The sequence below is a fragment of the Commensalibacter communis genome, from assembly GCF_947179105.1.
Lineage (GTDB): Bacteria > Pseudomonadota > Alphaproteobacteria > Acetobacterales > Acetobacteraceae > Commensalibacter > Commensalibacter communis.
On sequence record NZ_CAMXCK010000004.1, the window covers coordinates 45,271 to 66,268 of the forward strand.

General features: G+C 36.8%; 20 protein-coding genes and 1 tRNA gene. 11 read left to right on the forward strand and 10 right to left on the reverse strand.

The window, feature by feature from the left end:
- Nucleotides 1–210 precede the first annotated feature (210 nt).
- Nucleotides 211–1,563, forward strand: a complete 1,353-nt coding sequence (locus PQG52_RS08150; RefSeq protein WP_271828939.1) for a DUF3472 domain-containing protein — start codon at nucleotides 211–213, stop codon at nucleotides 1,561–1,563.
- A 274-nt stretch (nucleotides 1,564–1,837) separates the two neighbouring features.
- Here PQG52_RS08150 and PQG52_RS08155 read toward each other — a convergent pair whose 3' ends face one another.
- Nucleotides 1,838–2,188, reverse strand: a complete 351-nt coding sequence (locus tag PQG52_RS08155; RefSeq protein WP_271828940.1) for a DUF5713 family protein — start codon at nucleotides 2,186–2,188, stop codon at nucleotides 1,838–1,840.
- Nucleotides 2,189–2,307: 119 nt separating this feature from the next.
- Here PQG52_RS08155 and PQG52_RS08160 point away from each other — a divergent pair, with 119 nt between their 5' ends.
- Nucleotides 2,308–3,054, forward strand: coding sequence for an SDR family NAD(P)-dependent oxidoreductase (locus PQG52_RS08160; RefSeq protein WP_271789978.1), 747 nt, complete (start codon nucleotides 2,308–2,310; stop codon nucleotides 3,052–3,054).
- Nucleotides 3,055–3,250: 196 nt separating this feature from the next.
- Nucleotides 3,251–4,516, forward strand: coding sequence for a serine hydrolase domain-containing protein (locus tag PQG52_RS08165; protein ID WP_271828941.1), 1,266 nt, complete (start codon nucleotides 3,251–3,253; stop codon nucleotides 4,514–4,516).
- A gap of 189 nt (nucleotides 4,517–4,705) precedes the next feature.
- Here PQG52_RS08165 and PQG52_RS08170 read toward each other — a convergent pair whose 3' ends face one another.
- Nucleotides 4,706–5,380 carry a tetratricopeptide repeat protein gene (locus PQG52_RS08170; RefSeq protein WP_340222232.1) on the reverse strand — a complete coding sequence of 225 codons (675 nt, stop codon included), beginning with the start codon at nucleotides 5,378–5,380 and terminating at the stop codon, nucleotides 4,706–4,708.
- Between the two features lie 222 nt (nucleotides 5,381–5,602).
- On the opposite strand from PQG52_RS08170, the gene PQG52_RS08175 reads away from it, so the two are divergent.
- The 3 genes from PQG52_RS08175 (at nucleotide 5,603) to PQG52_RS08185 (ending at nucleotide 8,016) form a co-directional block, all read left to right on the forward strand.
- Nucleotides 5,603–7,150 carry an alanine/glycine:cation symporter family protein gene (locus PQG52_RS08175; RefSeq protein ID WP_271828943.1) on the forward strand — a complete coding sequence of 516 codons (1,548 nt, stop codon included), beginning with the start codon at nucleotides 5,603–5,605 and terminating at the stop codon, nucleotides 7,148–7,150.
- A gap of 108 nt (nucleotides 7,151–7,258) precedes the next feature.
- The gene (locus PQG52_RS08180) at nucleotides 7,259–7,570 is read left to right on the forward strand and encodes a hypothetical protein (protein WP_271828944.1); all 312 of its coding nucleotides are present in this window, start codon (nucleotides 7,259–7,261) and stop codon (nucleotides 7,568–7,570) included.
- Between the two features lie 65 nt (nucleotides 7,571–7,635).
- Nucleotides 7,636–8,016, forward strand: a complete 381-nt coding sequence (locus tag PQG52_RS08185) for a hypothetical protein (protein WP_271828946.1) — start codon at nucleotides 7,636–7,638, stop codon at nucleotides 8,014–8,016.
- A 13-nt stretch (nucleotides 8,017–8,029) separates the two neighbouring features.
- Here PQG52_RS08185 and PQG52_RS08190 read toward each other — a convergent pair whose 3' ends face one another.
- Together PQG52_RS08190 and argC are read right to left on the reverse strand one after the other, a co-directional pair.
- A complete protein-coding gene (locus tag PQG52_RS08190; protein WP_271828947.1) occupies nucleotides 8,030–8,410 on the reverse strand; it encodes a hypothetical protein in 381 nt (126 codons plus the stop codon).
- A 32-nt stretch (nucleotides 8,411–8,442) separates the two neighbouring features.
- Complete coding sequence (argC, locus tag PQG52_RS08195; RefSeq protein WP_271829033.1) at nucleotides 8,443–9,360, reverse strand: N-acetyl-gamma-glutamyl-phosphate reductase; 918 nt, start codon at nucleotides 9,358–9,360, stop codon at nucleotides 8,443–8,445.
- A gap of 376 nt (nucleotides 9,361–9,736) precedes the next feature.
- On the opposite strand from argC, the gene PQG52_RS08200 reads away from it, so the two are divergent.
- Nucleotides 9,737–10,870, forward strand: a complete 1,134-nt coding sequence (locus PQG52_RS08200) for a tetratricopeptide repeat protein (RefSeq protein WP_271828948.1) — start codon at nucleotides 9,737–9,739, stop codon at nucleotides 10,868–10,870.
- Between the two features lie 95 nt (nucleotides 10,871–10,965).
- Nucleotides 10,966–12,114, forward strand: coding sequence for a tetratricopeptide repeat protein (locus PQG52_RS08205; RefSeq protein ID WP_271828949.1), 1,149 nt, complete (start codon nucleotides 10,966–10,968; stop codon nucleotides 12,112–12,114).
- A gap of 147 nt (nucleotides 12,115–12,261) precedes the next feature.
- Here PQG52_RS08205 and PQG52_RS08210 read toward each other — a convergent pair whose 3' ends face one another.
- From PQG52_RS08210 to rplM, 3 genes are all read right to left on the reverse strand, one after another.
- Nucleotides 12,262–12,741 carry a GNAT family N-acetyltransferase gene (locus tag PQG52_RS08210; protein ID WP_271828950.1) on the reverse strand — a complete coding sequence of 160 codons (480 nt, stop codon included), beginning with the start codon at nucleotides 12,739–12,741 and terminating at the stop codon, nucleotides 12,262–12,264.
- Between the two features lie 211 nt (nucleotides 12,742–12,952).
- On the reverse strand, nucleotides 12,953–13,447 hold the full coding sequence (gene rpsI, locus PQG52_RS08215; protein ID WP_271828951.1) for a 30S ribosomal protein S9: 495 nt from the start codon (nucleotides 13,445–13,447) through the stop codon (nucleotides 12,953–12,955).
- Between the two features lie 3 nt (nucleotides 13,448–13,450).
- Nucleotides 13,451–13,933: a 50S ribosomal protein L13 gene (rplM, locus tag PQG52_RS08220; RefSeq protein ID WP_271789989.1), complete on the reverse strand. Its 483-nt coding sequence runs from the start codon at nucleotides 13,931–13,933 to the stop codon at nucleotides 13,451–13,453.
- A 177-nt stretch (nucleotides 13,934–14,110) separates the two neighbouring features.
- Here rplM and PQG52_RS08225 point away from each other — a divergent pair, with 177 nt between their 5' ends.
- Nucleotides 14,111–14,980: an NAD(P)H-binding protein gene (locus PQG52_RS08225; protein WP_271828952.1), complete on the forward strand. Its 870-nt coding sequence runs from the start codon at nucleotides 14,111–14,113 to the stop codon at nucleotides 14,978–14,980.
- Nucleotides 14,981–15,007: 27 nt separating this feature from the next.
- Here PQG52_RS08225 and PQG52_RS08230 read toward each other — a convergent pair.
- Together PQG52_RS08230 and mdlC are read right to left on the reverse strand one after the other, a co-directional pair.
- Nucleotides 15,008–15,083: transfer RNA gene (locus PQG52_RS08230), tRNA-His, on the reverse strand.
- Nucleotides 15,084–15,182: 99 nt separating this feature from the next.
- Nucleotides 15,183–16,793 (reverse strand): benzoylformate decarboxylase, encoded by a 1,611-nt coding sequence (gene mdlC, locus PQG52_RS08235; protein ID WP_271828953.1) that lies wholly within the window; start codon nucleotides 16,791–16,793, stop codon nucleotides 15,183–15,185.
- 98 nt (nucleotides 16,794–16,891) lie between these two features.
- Between mdlC and PQG52_RS08240 the strand changes: the two genes are divergently transcribed.
- Nucleotides 16,892–17,794: a LysR family transcriptional regulator gene (locus tag PQG52_RS08240; RefSeq protein WP_271789993.1), complete on the forward strand. Its 903-nt coding sequence runs from the start codon at nucleotides 16,892–16,894 to the stop codon at nucleotides 17,792–17,794.
- A 54-nt stretch (nucleotides 17,795–17,848) separates the two neighbouring features.
- On the opposite strand, the gene PQG52_RS08245 is transcribed toward PQG52_RS08240, so the two are convergent.
- Nucleotides 17,849–20,122 carry a TonB-dependent hemoglobin/transferrin/lactoferrin family receptor gene (locus tag PQG52_RS08245; protein WP_271789994.1) on the reverse strand — a complete coding sequence of 758 codons (2,274 nt, stop codon included), beginning with the start codon at nucleotides 20,120–20,122 and terminating at the stop codon, nucleotides 17,849–17,851.
- Nucleotides 20,123–20,329: 207 nt separating this feature from the next.
- Between PQG52_RS08245 and PQG52_RS08250 the strand changes: the two genes are divergently transcribed.
- Nucleotides 20,330–20,896: a biliverdin-producing heme oxygenase gene (locus PQG52_RS08250; RefSeq protein ID WP_271828954.1), complete on the forward strand. Its 567-nt coding sequence runs from the start codon at nucleotides 20,330–20,332 to the stop codon at nucleotides 20,894–20,896.
- The last annotated feature ends 102 nt before the right edge of the window (nucleotides 20,897–20,998 follow it).

A 20,998-nucleotide genomic window follows, 5' to 3' on the forward strand; every position in this document is an offset into this window, starting at 1 on the left:
TTTACTTGACGAAAATAAGTAAAAGGGGGATTATTTTAATTTTTTACAAAATTAACATTTTATCATATTTTATTCTATTAAATATAAATTTATTAATCCATTATTTACACTATAAATACGTATTAATATTATTATTAAAAATTAACTTTATTTCAACTATATTTAGAAAACCTTATTATGATTAAGTATAAAAGAATTTTATTTATTTTAATGTGGACCATTATTGCACAAGGCAGTAGTGTAATCAATTCACGTGCCTATACACCTTCGGGGGAATGGACATTACAAAAAAGCAGCCCAACAGTAAAAGATTACTCTATGAGAGTAGATGTTGATCCTGGAGAACAATATAGCGGTGCTGGTTATGCACCATCTTCTGTTTACTGGGCTGAATACATTACTTTTAACAATGCCAGTGGTGGGTATTTGGGATTACAACGTGCCAACGGAAAGAAAATTGCTCTAGCCTCTATCTGGGATGGCACTGGTGCAAAAGCTGGTATTTTACCCACTGTAAATTGCTATGAATTCGGATCATGTTCCAGTATCAAAGGTGAATACAATTGGAAAGTTGGACACAAATATCGTTTTCGTGTAGAAAAAAGCCCTAGAACACCATCAGATAACACTGGAGATTGGTGGCAAATATCACTTGCTGATTTAACTACAGGTACCATTGATATTCTAGGCGAATTAAAAACACCGAAATGGAATGGGCTGAAAAATTACAATGGCGTTTTCCTTGAATATTTTACAGGACCATACCAATGTAACTCTTTACGTCATTCAAAAACAACTATGGGACAAATTAAAGGTAATTATGGCAAAGAAACAGCTTTAAGCTCGTCAAATGCTTCAATTTATGGAAACCCACATACTTGTGGTCAGGAATATCTGTTACCCAATATGACAGAAGCAGATCACGGTTCAATTGCATCTAATAACAAAGGAACACTAACCTTACTAGGCAACAATTATCGTGGTATTCATCAATGGGGAAAATATCAAAAACAAGCCAAAAAAGGTATGATGTTTGCTAGCAATCCAACTGTAGCAGAACCTTATATATATGAGGCTTTACACGATGGTGTATATGGGGCCTTTCCTGCCAAGGGTGTGGATAATAAAGATTGGAAATCCATAGGCATTGGATACCCAATTATTAATGATTTATACTTTCGTAACCAAAGAGTTTATGAATGGGAAGAACTAAAAAACAGCAATGTTAAAATTGGTGACTATTTTGTTTATCATAACCCAATCAACTTAGACACAGAATACTTTAAATTGACCCAAACAAATCCAGGATATTTTCCTACCGATAAAACTAATGGTAATGGTTGGGAGTATGTAGGTCGTTATTCAAGAAGTAGCGAAAATCTTTATAATAATCTTCCTGTCCACACTTGGAACGACAGCAACCACTCAGGCAAAAAAGGAGAGCTGTACTACGATACTTCAACAAAAATGTACTTTATTCTTAAAAACACTGGTAGCTATTGGTATTTTCCGACAACTGCAACAGATAATCAGTATTGGCAGTTTTTCGGTTATAATCCATAATACACTAATATTTTAAAATAATTTTTACCTATACCTCTATCTATTTTCATAAATGCAACTTTTAGTAGATAGAGGATAGTTACATAGCTATTTATCTCATCACACAACGTTACTTTTTTTAATTAGAACGAGATATTATACAAAATTGGAAATTTTCTCAATTCTTTATTGCCCTGTATAATGAGCTTTTATTACAGACGTGTGAGCTGACAATGCATCAAATAAGAAATCAATTTAAATATCTATTAAAATATATTAATTTAAAAAACAATCATTACCAATCTCTATTTTCTATTGCCTCTTCATATTGATCTTCATCCAAATCAAAACCATAATTTTTCAAAATAAAAACAAAATCTCCACAAATGCATTCTCTGGCAGCAGTTTCCAATTCACTCTCTGCTTCCCAAAATTCTTCTTGAATATTGTTAATCACCTCAACAGCTGCATGCGTTAAAACGCATAATGCTTTCATATCTTTAGGTTGCTGCTTTTCAATTTGCTCACATAAATGACGCAAAGTGTCTTCAATTTTTTTAACCAGATGGTCTGGAAAGTAACTATCCTTATACATCTCTGTTAAAAAATTATATTGCTGCATGGTTGCATTTTGAATTGCCATCATTGCACCCTTTTCATAATAAAAATTGAATCAACATGTTGTGACGCTATCATTAAAATCAACAAATTCATATTATATACAGATATGATTATATCCATTCACTATGTAACCAAGAGGGAATTATGAGTTTTAAAAATAAAACAATTATTATCACTGGGGGTGCCAGTGGTATTGGAAAAGCAACCGTTGAAAAATTTTGTCAACTCGGTGCCAATGTTGTTATTGCAGATCTTAATGATAAAGAAGGACAAGCTCTATCTGATAATCTGAATACTGAAGGTCATAGAACCCTTTTTATTAAGATTGATGTCACCAGCGAAGATGAAAACAAAATGTTAATAGAAAAGACCGTACAGCATTTTGGGGATTTGAACATTGTTTTTGCTAATGCAGGCATTGCTAATGACAACTCTATTGACAAATTAGACTTTGAACATTGGAAAAGAACCATCGATATAAACCTGAGCGCCGTTTATTTATTAGATAAATATGCCATTGAATATTGGTTAAATCAAAACAAACCTGGCGTGATTGTAAATTGTGGTTCGATTCACTCTTGGGTTGGCAAACAAAGCGTTACTGCTTATGCCGCATCCAAAGGAGGGGTCAAATTATTAACCCAAACATTGGCCATTGATTATGCGGCCAAAAATATCCGTGTTAATGCCGTTTGCCCTGGCTATATTGATACACCATTATTAAAAATCCTGCCTGCAACTGTCAAAAAATCTCTTGAAGAATTACACCCTATTGGACGTCTTGGAAAACCAGAAGAAGTCGCTAATGTTGTGGCATTCCTTGCCAGTGACGAGGCATCTTTTGTCAATGGTGCTGCGCTCTTAGTTGATGGTGGATATGTCGCACAATAAAACAATATTACGTGATCGTTCATTTCATTAAAGGATAAAATGAGAATATTTTATCCTTTAATATTAATAAGATAATAAACATCGTCAAATATAATTAGACTCATTTTAACCTTATTCATGACAATAATATGATTTGGAAAATATTAAATACAATTTACGTTTGAAGTATCTATATATATGCAATAAGGGAATTTATATGAAAAAAATACTAAGCGTTTCATTATTATCAATGACAATGTTGGTATCATTGCAAAATCTTGCACATGCTAACACAACACAAAGCGGCGAAACCAGACAAAGCGTCAAAGCAAATGCTGGAAATGGATTTTATTATCCTGCCAATCGATGGTCATACCAACATATGCAACAATTATATCCCTCTGCAAATGTCGACGGTCAACATTACTCCAACGGTTTACCTAAAAAATTACAAAATCTAGATGATTTGATGGTCAAAGATGGCCGAGGTAAACAAGTTAAACTTACCCAATATTTAGAAGAAACCTATACAGATTCATTTGTTGTTGTCAAAGATGGTCAAATTATTTATGAAAAATACTTAAATGGACAAGATGAGAGAACTCGTCATCAAATGATGTCTGTTACAAAATCCATTAGCTCAACAGCCATTCAACCTTTGATTGATGAGGGCAAAATCGATCCAAATGCCAAAGTTACCAAATATGTCCCTGAGCTTGCAGGATCTGCATGGGCAGATGCGACTGTTCAACAAGTCAGAGATATGTTGGTCAGCCTTGATTATACCGAAAACTATGATGATCCAAAATCAGGCTTTAATAACTATTTAAGAGCGATGGGTTTTACTGCCCCTGACACAGAATTTAAAAATACGATTGGTATTCACAAATTCTTGCAAGGGATTAAAAAAGGCAAAGGCGAACACGGGAAAATATTCAATTATGCAACCCCAAACACCGATGTTCTTTGCTGGATTGCACAAAAAGCCTCTGGAAAAAATGCTGAAACTCTGATTGATCAAAATTTATGGTCAAAATTATCCACGATACGGGATGCTTATCTTCTTGTTGACCGTCAAGGACAGGCTTTTTGTGGTGCAGGATCGAATGCCACAGCCGTTGATTTAGCAAAATTTGGGATGATTATGGCAAATGACGGTAAATTAGGCAACCAACAAATCGTCAGCAAAAAATATGTTGATGAAGTTATCAAAGGCGGTTCTAAAGAAGCGTTCGATAACAGCCATTATGCCCATTTTGAATCAACTAAAGGATGGACATATAAAGATCAGTGGTGGATCAGAAACAACCCTAATCATGCCTTTGCGGCAGTAGGTATTTATGACCAAATCGTTTATGTTGATCCAACGGCCAAAGTCGTCGTTGTAAAACAAAGTTCTAGAAAAGTTGCAGAAAAAGACGATGATGATACAGCCGTATATACTGTCATTGATACAATTATTAGTAAACTAGATCATAAATAAGCTACCTAAAATAGTTCAATTGATTTAGCCTTAATCTATACTCGAGTGATAAAATTTTAAAATTTTATCACTTATTTTAATAAGAACCACAGAAAAACAAAAATATAACTAGTGAATAAAATTTGCGTAGAAATCACAAGCATCTTTATTTTTATTTAGGCAAGATTGCTTTAAGAAATATTTGGATTTTTATATATCTTTCGCAATACCGCGCCCCTGATAATATATTAGCCCAAGTATTGCTTGGGCTTTTGCATCCTCTTGGTTGGCAGCGCTGGTAAGCCATTTTATTGCTTTTGACGAATTTTGAGTTACACCATCCCCTTTTAGATACATTAATCCAAGTTGCTGTTGAGATCTTGGATTGCCTTGTTTGGCAGATTTGGTGAATAGTTCTGCAGCTCTGGCATAGTTTTGAGGAACAGCTTTGCCGCCTCCATACATAGTGCCAAGTAAATATTGCGCAGAATCATTTCCTTGATTAGCGGATTTAGTAAACCATTCCACCGCTCTGGAATAGTCTTGAGGAACACCCTGCCCTTGTAAATACATTGTCCCAAGCATTCCTTGAGCATTTGCATCTCCTTGATTAGCAGCTTTTGTAAACAACTCTACAGCTCTAGAATAGTTTTTAGGAACCTTATCTCCGTAAAAATATTGCAGTCCTAAAGAGAAATTATTTACTGATTTCCATTTGTCAGTATTTTTAGTAAAAAATTTGATTGCTTCAGATTCCGAATTACTTTTAGAATTTTCTTGCTTGTATTTAGGGCTTGGTAATGAATCAACATTATTACAAAATCCTTTTATAGGGAAAAACCAAGGGATTATGCTTAATAATAAATAGCAAGGTGTTTTTTTTATTTAATTAAACAGTTTTGTTATATAATTTCTGTAATCTGCATTATTCTACCAATATCAAAAAAACAATTTGGATAAAATACAATATTGATTTCTTTACTCCGATCTCATTTGCCACTCAATCAACACAGCCCACGTGTAAAATCAAACGATCAACTCTCTAATCCCTATTCATTAACAGATATTCGCTTTATATTCATTCCACAAATCATGTGAGTATCTACTGTGAATACTATTTTCAATTTCATTAACCAATTTTTTGCATTCCTAGCTCCAATTACCGATGCTGTTTGGGATTTTCCAACCAATATTGCTTGGTATAAACATACCCCAATCTTAGGACAGCTTTCTTTTCCTGTTCTTTTATTAATGGGCGTTGGGATTTATTTCACCATTCGCACACGTTTTATTCAACGACACAGCTTTGCCCCAGCAATCAAGATTATGCTGGCTCGACAACCTTCTAAACAAGGGGTCAGTGCCATAGGGTCATTTATGCTGGGACTGGCAATGCGTGCAGGACCAGGGAATATTGTTGGAATTACAGGTGCCATTTCCATTGGCGGGCCAGGCGCTTTATTCTGGATGTGGGTTGCAGCATTTTTTGGCATGGCATCTGCTTTTACTGAATCTGTATTGGCACAGCTTTTCAAAGAAAAGAAAGGCGATGAATTTGTTGGTGGATTACCTTTTTATGGAAAACGCCTGCTGGGAAATAACCGCTTTGTTGGATTATTTTTATCGCTTGTCTTTATCACCTATGCGCTTTTTAATATTCCAGCACAAACCTTTAACGTTTTTTCTGCTATTGGCGCCATCGCACAAGCCACAACAGGGCATCAATATAGCCATCAATCCACCTTATATTATACGATTGCAGTTATTCTTGTCATAACCTGTGCATTTATTATCTTTGGTGGCATTCGCCGTGTTGTGGCATATTCTGACGTTTTGGTTCCTATCAAAGCCGTCATCTTTATTGGGATCTCAATTGTTATTATCCTCATCAATTTCCCATTAATTCCTTATTTCTTTCGTGAAGTCGTGGTTGGAGCATTTGCCCCTCATGCTATTTTCGGTGGAGCCATTGGCACCGCCCTTGCACAAGGGGTCAAAAGAGGTTTGATGTCAAATGAAGCAGGTCAAGGAACTATTACGATGGCGGCGGCGATTGCCAATAATCGCCACCCTTGTGAACAAGGATTAGTGCAAAGTTTTGGGGTCTTTTTTGATACCATGGTCATTTGTACCATGACAGGCTTTATCGTGATTATGGCGCATGTCTGGACTGGATCCGTTGATGGCGTGATGTGGGAGTCCGTCAGAGCCTCAAAAATCACCTTATATCTAACCTCAGTACAAGCCCTGGTCCCTTCGTCCATTGCCATAATCATTAAAATTATTATGTGTGCTTGTTATGGATTATTTGCGTTTACGACTTTATTAGGCATGATTTCCTTTGCCGAGATTTCAGCCAATTTTATTTCCAAGAAATCTAGCTTTATTTTAGTCATTCGAATATTAGGATCTTTAGTCTTTGTTCCCTTTGGGATTTTAACCATTCTGGCAGGATTAGAATTAGGAAACTTATGGTATATCTCTGACCTCATGAATATCGTCATGGTGTACCTCAATATTCCTTTGTTACTCTTGGGATTACCCTTTGTATTAAAAGCACTTGCTGATTATCGCAAAAATAAAGGGGTATCCTTTGATTCTGAACAATATGGGTTTATGACTGAATGTTGGAATGAGAAAAAGGATGTGAAGTAAACTAAATCACCTACCATCGCCCTCACCTTCAATCAAAAACAATGGTATTTTTCAAACGAAACTTATATTATCCATATATAAATCGTAATAATATTTAAGTAGGTTCCAATGGCAGCAAGAGAAAACAAATTCCGCGAAGAACTGGATAGGTTGATTGAAAAAGGTGAAAATTTAAATCAAGCTATACAAAGTGAATGTGATTCAGAAGATTCAAGTCAAACTACTGCTAAATTTAGAGATAATTATCAACAATGGTACAGTCTTACATTGGAAATAGTTAAACATATCTTACCCAGTAGATTAGATGATTTTAAAGACCACTATCAATATCAAGGAGCAAGTAAAGGTTTATATTCTGATAATTATCGCATTGATGATTATTGTAATAAAAGAAAAATTTTGCAAAAAATAACTTTATAATTCCTTTTGAAATAGTCATTCCTCACTTTCAACAACAACTTGGCATCTTAAAAGCAGCTAAAGAAATGCTGTCATCTAAACTGTTTGACTTAAAAGCACTTGTACAAGCAGATTTATTTGATTCAGAAATAGATATTGCAAAAGAGCCTGCTAAAAAAGGGTTCTTCAGAGCTGCTGGTGTTATTTGTGGTGTTATTATTGAAAAACATCTTCTGACTCTATGTCAAAATCATAACATTGAAATCGGTAAGAAACATCCTACGATTAGTGATTTATGTGAACCGTTAAAGAAAGAAGAAATTATCAGCCAACCTGATTGGCGTTCAATTCAATTTTATGCTGATATTCGTAACCATTGTTGTCACAATAAAGAACAAGAACCTACCAAAGAGCAAGTTAATGGTCTAATTTATAGCACGGATAAAATCATCAAAACAATATCTTAATCAAAAGCTGACTTTATAAATATTCATTCAGCTCTACCCATTCCTGCATATCATCAATCACCATGTGCATCCATGACCAAATATCGGGTAATTTTTTCATAATACAAAACCCTTCATTCGTCCACCCATGCAAAATATAGACTTGCTCTGCCTTATTCGTTGCATCCACTAAAAATGCAGCCAAGTCATCATTATCTTGACGACGTGCAAAAACAAACAGCTTTTCGTTGCAAACATTTGGCCATAATGTATGAGCAAAGAAGCATTTGTGTTGCTCCACAAAATACCAAGGTTCCATTTCAGCTAACACATCATACTTAGCTAAATTCTCTGCCATCAGCCTTTGATAGAATTTAGGAAACATAATTTCTGATTGATGGAGTTGGTCAGTCATTTTTTTCTCTTTGCTCTTTAGTATTTCGATCGCTACACACCCAACATCAACCGAATATTCTGTATCGCTGCACCAGAGGCACCTTTGCCAAGATTATCAAAAGTCGCCGTTAATACCACCATATCTTGACGAGCGTTACTATGCATATGCAACTCCATTCGATCAGTCAGTGCTAATTGATCGCCAGATACTTTAGCGGGTGCTTCATCAACAAAAGACACGACTTTCCCATCAGCATAATGATTTTGTAAACACTGCTTTATGTCATCAATACTGGCGTTATTAGACAATGTATCTACGTGCAATGGAACAGAAACAATCATCCCTTGCGGAAAATTCCCTACTGATGGGACAAAAACAGGCTCACGGCTTAATCCCGCATAATGCACAATCTCTGGCAAATGTTTGTGTTGTAAATTCAAACCATAAAGCATAAAAGGTGGCGCTTCTTTTGTAACTTCATAAGACGCAATCATTTGCTTGCCCCCACCACTATAACCACTAATCGCATTAATTGTAATTGGGTAATCTTTTGCGATAATGTCAGCCCTGACCAAAGGATGCAATAACGCAATCGCACCACTAGAATAACAACCAGGATTAGCAACCAATGGTGCGGATTTAATTTTCTCAGCTTGCCCCAAATCCAACTCAGCAAATCCATAGACCCAATCTGGATGGGTTCTGAACGCAGTACTGGCGTCTAAAACCTTGGGGTGATGTCCTGACAAGGATTGAATAGCAGCCACAGATTCCCGCGATGCATCATCAGGTAAGCACATCACAACCAAGTCCACTTGTGCCATCATATCCAAACGCACTTTCATATCATGGCGTTGTTCAACAGGAATAGAACAGACTTGCACAGGCAAGTTGCCCAAGCGTTGACGAATTCCTAAACCCGTTGTTCCATATTCACCATCAATGAAAATCTTTGGCATTTGAGACATCATGCACCTTTATTCAAAAATAAGTTAATGTTCGACTATATGACAAAGTTGCTGAAATAATCAATAACATCTACCACCTTTATTTATTCCCCATCATATATCTGAACAATAATCATTTTGTTTTTAGATCTTTAAAAATATTCCTGCGTAATAAAGTATAATTTTACGATAAGAAATTTACCTTTTTATGTTTCAAAATTATTAGGGCACAAGGCAATTTCTTGAGATATTTATGCTCAATATAATCTTGGTACAATGCTTATAAAAGGTTAAAGAACAAATAAAATGATTAATACTTTGATTTAGGGTATTAAGTGTTTGTTTTCAAAATAAAGCACGAATAGAATATCTATCTTTCAAAGGGAATAGTTCGATTATGAGTTTTTTAAAAGGAATACTTTCTAGTTTAATCAATAATACGAACGAAACGTCACAATCTGTTAATATAGCTTGTCAGCAAAACGAGCAAGATATCAAAGAATTAGAACAAAAAGCCTATCAGGGAGACATTGATGCCCAATATAATCTTGGGGTAATATATGATAATCGCCCAGATTTTGTTCAAGCAGCAAAATGGTATCATAAAGCAGCCGATCAAGGACATATAGATGCTCAGTATCACCTTGCTACGATGTATGAAGAAGGACAAGGCGTTCCACAAGATTATGTCCAAGCAGTAAAATATTACCGTAAAGCTGGTAATCAAGGGTCTGTGGAGGCTCTATATTTTCTGGGTTTGATGTATAAAAATGCCAAGGGTGTGCCTCAGGATTATATAAAAGTAATAGAATATTTTACCAAAGCTGCCGAACAAGGCTATGTTTTAGCACAATATAATCTTGGTCGTTTATATTATCATGGTCAAGATGTGCCTCAGAATTATTCTAATGCTCTTAAATGGTTTACCAAAGCTGCCAATCAAGGAGATGTGGATGCTCAAAATGACCTTGGTGTAATGTATGATGCAGGTCAAGGCGTTGCACAAGATTATGAAAAGGCAGCTGAATATTTTACTAAGAGCGCCGAGCAAGGGAATCTCTTAGCTATATTTAATTTGGGTCTGATGTATGAAAATGGACAAGGTGTGCCTCAGGATTATGTAAAAGCAATTGAATTATATTCTGAAGCGGGCAGCTGTGGACATATCAATGCTCAAAATACGTTGGGAGTAATATATGAGACTGGTCAAATTGCTCCGCAGGATTATACAAAAGCATTAGAATGGTATCATAAAGCCGCAAATCAAGAGGATGCTGATGCCCAATATCATCTTGGTCGGATGTATTATCATGGTCGAGGTGTTTCACAAGATACTGTAAAATCAGTGGAATATTTTACCAAAGCTGCCAATCAAGGACATATCAATGCTCAATACAACCTTGGGGTAATGTATGAAAACGGGGTGGGTGTTCCGCAAGATAAAGAAAAAGCATTGGAATATTATCAACAGGCTTGTTCAAATGGCTATCAGAAAAGCTGTGATGCTTATGAACAGTTGAAGGATGAATAAAACTTTCATAAGTTTAAGTGTTTATAATGATAAAAGAATATTCTATTATCAATAAGACCCGCTAAGGGTAAGCGATACTTAAAGGAACGTTTATTATGAATTTTTTCAAAAAAATCTTTTCAAGTATTAAAAACGATGCAAGCAAAGCACAGCAATCCTTTAAAACCTATTCCCAGCCAAATGAACAAGAGATTGCAGAGCTAGAGCAACAAGCCGCGCAAGGTGATGCTGTCGCTCAAAGGACTTTAGGACAATTTTATGATAATGGTATTTCCGTTCCACCAAATTATGATAAAGCTCGTGAATTATTTCAAAAAGCAGCCGATCAAGGGGATGCAGAGGCTCAATTTCATTTAGCATATATGTATGAGTATGCTGCTGGTATTCCAAAAGATTATTTAACGGCCATATTTTACTATCTAAGGTCAGGGGATCAAGGATATGTCAAAGCACAATTTCATCTTGGCGAAATATATAGCGTAGGTGCTTGTAGTGTTCCGCAGAATATAAATACAGCGATTGAATGGTACCGCAAAGCTGCAGACCAAAGACACGCAGAAGCACAATTTCAGCTTGGAGAAATATACAATATTGGTGAAGATGTTCCTCAAGATATTAATAGTGCATTAGAATGGTATCAAAAAGCAGCGGATCAAGGGCATGTTTACGCACAATATAGAATTGGATCTGCATATTATATAGGTCAAGGAGTTGCGCAAAATTACAAAAAAGCATTGGAATGGTATCAGAAAGCTGCCGAGCAAGGAGATGAAGATTCTCAATATAACCTTGGAATAATGTATGAACAGGGTTTGGGTACGCGTCGAAATTATAAAAAAGCGATAGAATGGTATCAAAAGGCTGCTGAGCGAGAGGATGAGGGCGCGCAATATAAGCTTGGAATGATATACTGGCATGGAGATGATGTTCCTCAGGATAATGTAAAAGCGAAGAAATGGTTTCAACAGGCTGCCGATCAAGGTCATGTATCTGCCATTTATAACCTTGGGTTAATATACTGGCGAGGAGAAGGCGTTCCCGAAGATGAAGCCAAAGCAATGGAATATTTTATCGATGCTACGGATCAAGATCATGCAGAGGCACAATATTGTATTGGTGTAATATACGAGTACGGGAGGACTGTTCTAAAAGATTTAGAAAAGGCTAAAAAATATTATCAACAGGCTTGTTCAAATGGATCAAAAGACGGCTGTGATGCTTACGAAAGACTAAATAACGAATAGCACCAAAATATATCACCAAGTCACACATTAACCATAAAAATCCTTGAGCTACAATCTATAATTACGCTAAACTCAAGATTGCACCAAACGATCCTCTCCATACGATACAAATTTGTAGTTAACTATATACAATACCCCCTTACCTACTCAGAGACATTTTTCAAGAACAACATATTGTTCCTCAAATCCTAAATGCCCATAAATTGCTCTAGCCTGTTGATTTCGTCCTAGCGCAGGAATCCTCAGCCATTTACAACCCGCATCTTTTGCACGGTGTTCACATGCTTGCATTAATTGCTTGCCAACACCCAAACCTCTCGCTTGAAGGCTAACAGAAATATGACTGATTAAGCCATAAGTAAAATCCAACTCATCAAATTCTCCTCTCTGAGGAACCTTTGTAAAAATTGTTGCAAAGCCCACAATGACGCTATCAAGTTCCGCAACCAAAATATATCCATTTTCTCGCTGGCATTGCTCCTGTAACGTTTGAATATACCAACTATCTATCGCTTCTACAGGTTTCATTCGATCATAAATTGCTAACTCATAAGCTTGAAGATAGCGCACTACCTCTAAAAATTGCGCAGCATCATTCTCATGAAACTCTCTAATATTTAATGACATTTTGTTTCTTTATATCCGTCGGATAATGTTTAATGAAAACAATAATAGGTGGTTAAGAAGGAATGATAGGTTTTATAAAAAGGTTTATAACTTCAATCAATATGTAAACATAATGCAGTCACATATTCGTATAAGACCAATATTCTCAATAAAAAAGGCGGTGGAAAGTTTGATCTTTCCCCGCCTTTTTTGAAATACAAAACTGTCAATCTTAACGTTTGCTGAACTGGAAAGAACGGCGAGCTTTTGCTTTACCGTATTTTTTACGTTCAACAACACGTGGATCACGTGTTAAGAATCCAGCTGCTTTCAATGCGCCGCGTAATTCTGGTTCATAGTTACAAAGCGCACGGCTGAGGCCATGACGAACTGCACCTGCTTGACCAGAAAGACCACCACCGCTGACAGTACAATAAATATCAAATTGACCTTGACGATCAGCAACTTCGAAAGGTTGGTTAATCAACATACGCAATACTGGACGTGCGAAATAAACTTCAGCAGTACGACCATTTACAGTGATTTCACCTTTACCAGGCTTGATCCATACGCGAGCAACTGCATCTTTACGACGACCCGTTGCATATGAACGACCAAATTGGTCACGTTTTGGTTCACGAATAACAGTTTCTTGTGCCAAAGGGGTGTTTGCAACAGCCCCTTTAAGATCTGCCAAACCACCAGTACGTTCTTGTGTTTCTGACATTTCTTAGGCTCCAACTTTTTTGTTATTAATACTGTTTTTGCGGTTTAATGCAGCAACATCTAATTGAACAGGTTGTTGGCCTGTATGAGGATGCTCTTCACCAGCATAAACATACAAATGTTTCATTTGTTTACGTTGTAATGGCCCACGGCTAATCATACGTTCAACAGCTTTTACAACAACGTGATCTGGGTTTTTACCTGTCAAACGTTGAGTAATGGTGCGTTCTTTGATTCCGCCTGGAAAATTGGTGTGGTAGTAGAATTTTTTTTGTTCTACTTTTCTGCCTGTCAAAGCAATTTTTTCTGCATTAATCACAATAACATGATCGCCACAATCAACATGTGGTGTATATTGTGCTTTATGCTTGCCACGCAAGCGATTAGCGATAATAACAGCAAGGCGACCTAATACGATGTCTTTTGCATCAATCAGAACCCAATTTTTTGTTACTTCCGCTGGTTTAATCGAAATGGTTGTTTTCATTAACTCTAAATTCCGTTAATTAATCAGCTATAAATTTAACCCTGTTATTAACGCTGAAAAGGATTTCGTCAAGCAATTTTTATAAAATAATTAATTTTATTAGTTTTCAGTGTGTTTTGGCACGGTATTCTGTTACCGCTATTTTAATTTCTATATATAAATCAATGTGAACCCCTTATGAAACAGCCCTTTTCTCCACCTCAAAAAATACATGTTATTGGTGCTTCTGGACGTTCTGGCTCTGCGTTAATCAAAGAACTGCAAAATCATGGCTGTACAGTCATTGCCCTTGTTCGGAATCTAGAAAAATGGCAACGAACGAATCTTACTTGTGAATATCGGATAATAGACCTCAAAGGCTCGCCAGCATTGTTGGTTAATGCTTTGCAAGATGCGTCACATATTGTGAATACCGCCCATGCCCGTCATGCCCCCACTATTTTAAAAGCAGGTCCTACGGATGCAACTTATGTGTTTTTGGGCAGCACTCGGAAATTTACGCAATGGCCTGATTCGCATGGTAACGGAGTCCTTGCTGGAGAGAACGCTTTTTTACGTAGCAATTGTAAAGGAGTCATTTTACATCCAACCATGATTTATGGCAGCCAAGGGGAAAATAACGTGCAACGTTTGGCTAAATTGCTTCGTAAGCTCCCTGTTATTCCGTTACCCAATGGTGGTAAAGCATTGGTGCAACCGATTCATCAGTCTGATGTCACAAAGTCGGTTTTGGCTGCACTATCACGCCAATGGGATGCCCCCAACAGCCTTGTAATTGCAGGGGGATCAGTGCTTTCTTATAAAGAATTTATTCAAGTTATTTTACAACAAGCAGGCATTAAACCAAAAATCTTTATCCCTCTTCCTGTTTCTTTGCTTAAAACAGCAGCTTTTTTTACGAAGTTTGTGCCTATTATTCCCACCATCGGAACCGATGAAATCCAAAGATTGGTTGAAAATAAGAATTTTGATATTGCTGAAATGAAGAAACAACTAGGTTTGGAACCCATTGATTTTCAAACTGGAATCCGACAAACAAAGCTATGAGATTTTTAAAAGGGAATTGATAACAGATGGGGCGAACGACGGGGATCGAACCCGCGACAACCGGTACCACAAACCGGCGCTCTACCGACTGAGCTACGTCCGCCACAATCTGTGAATTGTCTTTACTATATTTCTAAACAAGCCGTCAATTGTTTTTGTCAAAAATTTATTTAAAATTTTGGAATCGGTTAAGCGTATCCATTTACGAATTGTGAATATTCAAGCCTTCGTCTTGTAATTTACCCCATGTTTCAATTTCAATTAATGCTGGTTTTCCTAAAGTAAGTGCTTTATTCAGCGCATCCTTAATTTCTTCACACGTGTTTGCTTGAAATGCTTCAACTCCATACCCTTCTGCCAAAGCAGAAAAATGAATATCTGGCACGTCTAATCCTGGAACATTACCCGTACCAAGCACATCTGCAAACCAACGTAAAGCTCCATATGTACCGTTTTTTAAAACAATAAATATTACTGGAATATTGTACTTTGCTGCTGTCCACAAAGCCTGAATACTATAATTTGCAGAACCATCCCCTATAATGACAAATACTTGCCTGTCAGGTTTTGCCAACTGAATACCCACACCAGCAGGCATTCCAAAACCCAACCCTCCAGCAGCTGCAAAATAGTAACTTCCTTGGGATTTAAAGGTTAATCGTTCCCATATTATATCCGTTGTTGATGTCGATTCATTGACAAATATCGAATCTTCTGGGGCAATATCATTCAAAATATCAAAAAATGTTTCGGGTTTTAATGGTGTCGTTATATTAACGACAGACTTCGCAACTGTTAATTCTGGCATCACACCATCACGTTGAACTACATTCTCCGCTAACTGTTTTAAAGTTGGCTTAATATCGCTAACCCATGCATCCCCAATCGGAGCGCGCGCTGCCTCATTGACATCACAGGTAATTAAAACTAAATCAGCCCCCTTAGGCAAATAAGAGCCTGGCTCAAATTGATGATACCTAAAAACAGGCGCTCCAATAACAATAATTAAATCATGCCCATCTAAAAGTCGACTTATAGACGCAATTCCACCTGGTAAAACACCTTGAAAAGCAGCATGATTTGTCGGAAATGGACAACGTGAAGCTAAGGGTGCAACCCAAATAGGGCAATTTAATTTTTCAACTAACTCTATGGCATAGTCATTGGCTTGTGCTGCATCTACATCAGCGCCTAAGACGACGACAGGATTGATAGATTGATGAATCTTGTCAAGCAATTCTGCCAACACATTATTATCAAGTGCTCTTGCACTTTTGACTTTCCGCTTTGTTAAAGCGGTCAAATCTTCATTAAGAGGTTTCTCCCAATCATCATAAGGAACAGATAAATATACAGGACCTGGCGCATCAGAAAGAGCTGTATGAATGGCTCGGCTCATTGTATATGGGACTTCTTGTGGACTTGCAGGTTCGTGACTCCATTTCACCAAGGGTTTGGGTAAAAATGCTGCATCAACATTTGTAAGTAACGGCTCTATACCCAACATTGCTCTATTTTGCTGCCCAGCCATAATAATTAAAGGCGAATGTGCATTCCAAGCATTTGCCAATGCACCCATACCATTACCAGTCCCTGCTGCTGAATGTAAATTAACCAATGCGGGTGTTCCCAATGCTTGGGCATATCCATCTGCAATTCCTACAGCTACGGCTTCTTGCAACGTTAAAATATATTCAAAATCATCAGGAAGATTATTTAAAAAAGGCAGCTCATTTGAACCTGGATTGCCAAATACTTTTTTAATTCCATGCTGTCTTAATAGATCATATGTAATATCGTGAACTGTTTTCATTTTACTTTATCCTTTGTAAATAATGTAAAAAGAATAAAACACAGTTTTTTATTAATCAAATTGATAGTATCATAGTACAAAAATAGATGGTGTCTATAATGGATTTAAATCTGATCAAAGTATTCCTGGCTATATATGAAACAAAAAGTGTTACACATGCCGCAGATCAGCTATGTATTACACAGCCCTCAGCAAGTTATGCTTTGAAAAAACTGAGGTATGAATTGAACGACGTGTTATTTGTTCGTAACAACACTGAAATGCAACCGACATTCAGAGCAATTCAGTATTATGATATCTTTAAAAAAGCAATCCAATCCATAAATCTAACAATTGCCGATAACAAAGCTTTTGAATATGCAACCTCCTCCTATAAATTCGTGCTTGCTATTTCAGATATTGGAGAGTTTTTCTTTTTACCTCATATTTACAAATATTTACAATCAGTTGCCCCTCATATCCGACTTGAAATATTACAAATTGATATACATCAATTAGAGGATTGGTTATTAACGGGGAAAATTGACGCTGCCATCTGTAACCGTCATGATAAAATCTCTCATGTAAGATGTGAATTATTATTGCAAGACCAGTATGTCTGCGTTCTTAATAAAAAGCATCCCCGCATTCACAACAAAATGACATTCGAACAGTTTTTACAAGAGCAGCACATCATTATTGCTTCACAAGCAGGACATCACTATGTCGAAAAAAGCCTTTTACAAGCTGGTCATAATATAAATGTAGCAATTTATCTGCCACGTTTTATTACGGTAAACGAATTAATTTCAATCTCCGAATCTATTGCAACAATTCCATCAAAAATTAAATATATGTTCGACTGCTCAAAAACAAAGATCCTAGCTCTTCCTTTTAAAATCCCAGAAATTGAAGTTTGTATGTATTACAATCTAAATAATAAAAATATACCCGCAAAAAAGTGGTTTTGTGAAACAATCAAAGAAATCTGTTTAAAAACAACGTCCCAATCTAATAAATGAATATAGGATTAGGATTAACATACACCCTAATCCTATAAATATTGTCTTGTAATATTAAAAATCTATGCGTGCGGTGACTTTGAAATATCTTCCTGGTTGGGTATAGAATTCTTGACGCATACCACTTGCTGACTGTCCAATTGGCAGAGATGTAGCATTATAATATTTCTTATCAAACATATTATACATCCCAGCTTGAATCTTTAAAGGTTTATAGAATGAAGGACGATACCAACCCGTCCAATCGAAAATCACATAACCCGCAGTATTCCATTGTTTACTTAATCCACCTGTGCTGGTTAAATATTTTGCATTATTTCTTGCAATCGCAAAGGTGCTGGATAGGTCACTTCCCCAGTTTTCTTGTTTATATCCAAAACCAACAATCCCACGAAACGGCGCAACTGAAGCTAAGTTATAATCCATACTAGTATTTCTGCCATTAGTATAAGCAAAAGATCCCCAACCACGCCAATGCTTGTCGAATTCCCAATTCGCATTAGCCTCTACACCATAAATTCTGACATTTTTTAGATTGGTATAGCCGTAACAAGAATAATAACCAACACAAGGGGTAACGCCCATCATATCGATAAAGTTTTTATAATAATTATCATAAAACGCTACATTAGCCCCGCGTTTTGAATCTCCATACTTTAAACCCACTTCCCATCCACGACCTGTTTCGGCTTTTAAATTCGGATTTCCTGTCACCGCATACATTGGTGCAGTACTATAACTTAAATACTCTTCTGTCGCTGCTGGTGCACGATAAGATTGAGAATAAAGGGCGTATGCCGTTAAATTTTTTGCCAATCTTGCTTCTGCCAAAAACTTAGGAGAATAACGGGAACCACTGGCACCAGCAGGTAATCCTGAATAACCAGGATTATTTTGATAATCTCTTGAGTTGTTCGTGTCTCTTTTAAAATAGTCAAAACGAACGCCTGGGGTCAAATGTAACCAGTCATTTTTACCTAAAGAGATACGATCTTGTAAAACTGCCCCTAAATCTGTTCCATGAACGTCTGGCATGTCGGCATAATTATTATGCACAAACGCACTGGGAGTTGCACGCCAACCACGTTGCTTTTGACTAGTATCTGACAAATACGCCTCACCCCCGAATGTAATGGCATGATGCACAGACCACGTATAGGCATTCACAGTAGCAGACCCCAAAGCACCATAGGTTTGCGTATTCAATGTTAAATCCTGCCACACATTGCTGGCTGGACGCAAAGAATTATAATTTGTGGTATTTGTCATCGTATTTTGATCTTGCCAATAGGCTGTAAAATGCCCCTCAGCAAACAGATCTTTTGGATTTTCAGCAATATAATCATAAGTTGCACTGAATCGAGAACGTTGATTTTCTGTATTTGTATGATAATCTTGCCCTGCTGCAGTTTGAGAGGTCAATGTATGTTCATGATTATTCAAATCATACCATTCCCCCGTCAAATCCAAACGATGCCCACCAGCGAAATATTGCCTGATTTTGCCTAGGAAACTGCCTTGAACATAATGTGCAGGATTGGCTTTGGTTCGGTTTCTTCCTTGCCCGCCTGTTTCGCCTCTGTTACCTGTTTCGCTCCCATTTTGATAGCCACCAGACAACAAGAACAATGTATTTTTATATCGCGCTGCAAAAGATTGATTTAAAACTGCCGCTGCCTTTTGTCCAGCATACGTTGCTTTGGTTGAATTGCCGAACTTTTCCCCTGGTTTTAAGATATCTTCTGGATTCAAGGTTCGGAATGCAAGGACACCTCCTAATGCTCCCGTTCCAAAAAAGCTGGAATCGGAACTTTTAATGACATCAATTCCCCCCATGGTATTAAAATCAAAATAGCCAACCCCACCTTGTTGCGTTGGCGATCCACCAGCATACGCACCATCGTTAGAAAATGGCTGACGAATTCCATCAACCGTCACCAAAAGTCGATTTCGATCCAGCCCACGCATATTTAAGCTGGAACTATCCTCATTAAAATTAACAGATGCATCTACACGTCTCGAAAAATCCTCTAAATCATCGATTTGGCGATCAATTAATGTTTCTCTGGTAATGGTTGTGGTTAACACGCGTGATTTACCCACGTTGGTGTAATCCTTATCAGGATCAATCTTCATCGAATCTAATAAGGGATCGCTTTTCCCTTTGACTTTAACAGGGCTCAGATTAACATTTGTTGCAGGTTCTGTTGTGGATTCATCTGTTGTTGTTTGGGTTGTTTGTCCCCATGCACCAACGGATGTTAAACACAAGAAACTTGATGCCATGAGCCATGATATATTTTTTTTTCGAATGAGATGCGTTTTCATTTTATTCACAAATCCATAATGAGAATGATTATTAATATCATCACTTATACAAGTAGATAATAAATGTCAATTGGAATGAGAATAATTATTATAATCAAAAGATATTGCAAATCATTTGCATATGATATAAAGATAATATGTAATTGCGACTCATTCTCATGTCAATAAGATTTTATCTCATTTAGACATTTTTACTGGAACTATACTATGTCAGAACTTCAAGAACCTTTATTAACATCCACACTCCGTAACAGAACCAAAAGTGTTCACGGAAAATTAGACGAACATCTCATGGGACTGGGTCTGTTTTCTGACAAAGAGAAATACAAACAATTTCTAACCATCCAATATTATATTCATCTTGATGCTGATCATTTATATTCAAATTCACAACTCGCAGCAATGATCCCTAATTTAAAACTACGTAATCGTTTTAATAAACTAAAAGAAGATATGGCTGATTTGAATGTCCCAACACCAGCACCAATTCATACCCCTGTAATCACAAATACATCTTCTGCGATTGGTACATTATACGTTGTCGAAGGGTCAAAATTAGGGGCTAAATATCTTTTACATAGTGTTGGCACGATTGGTCTTTCGGATCAATATGGTGCCAGACATCTGGGTGCTGATGACGAAGGTCGTGGTGTATCATGGCGTTCTTTTCAAGCAGCAATTGATACGGCACCGATTGATATCTCTGTTGCTGTTCATGCCGCAGAACAAGCATTTAATCGTGTTTTTACCCATGTTCACAATGTCACAGGATAATCATTAACGTAATTTTAACACATCAGGGTTATTATAGCTCTTATCACAATGAAACTCACCCTGATGCTTTTTTAATTTGATCGAGTTTCAATAGATTTTAAT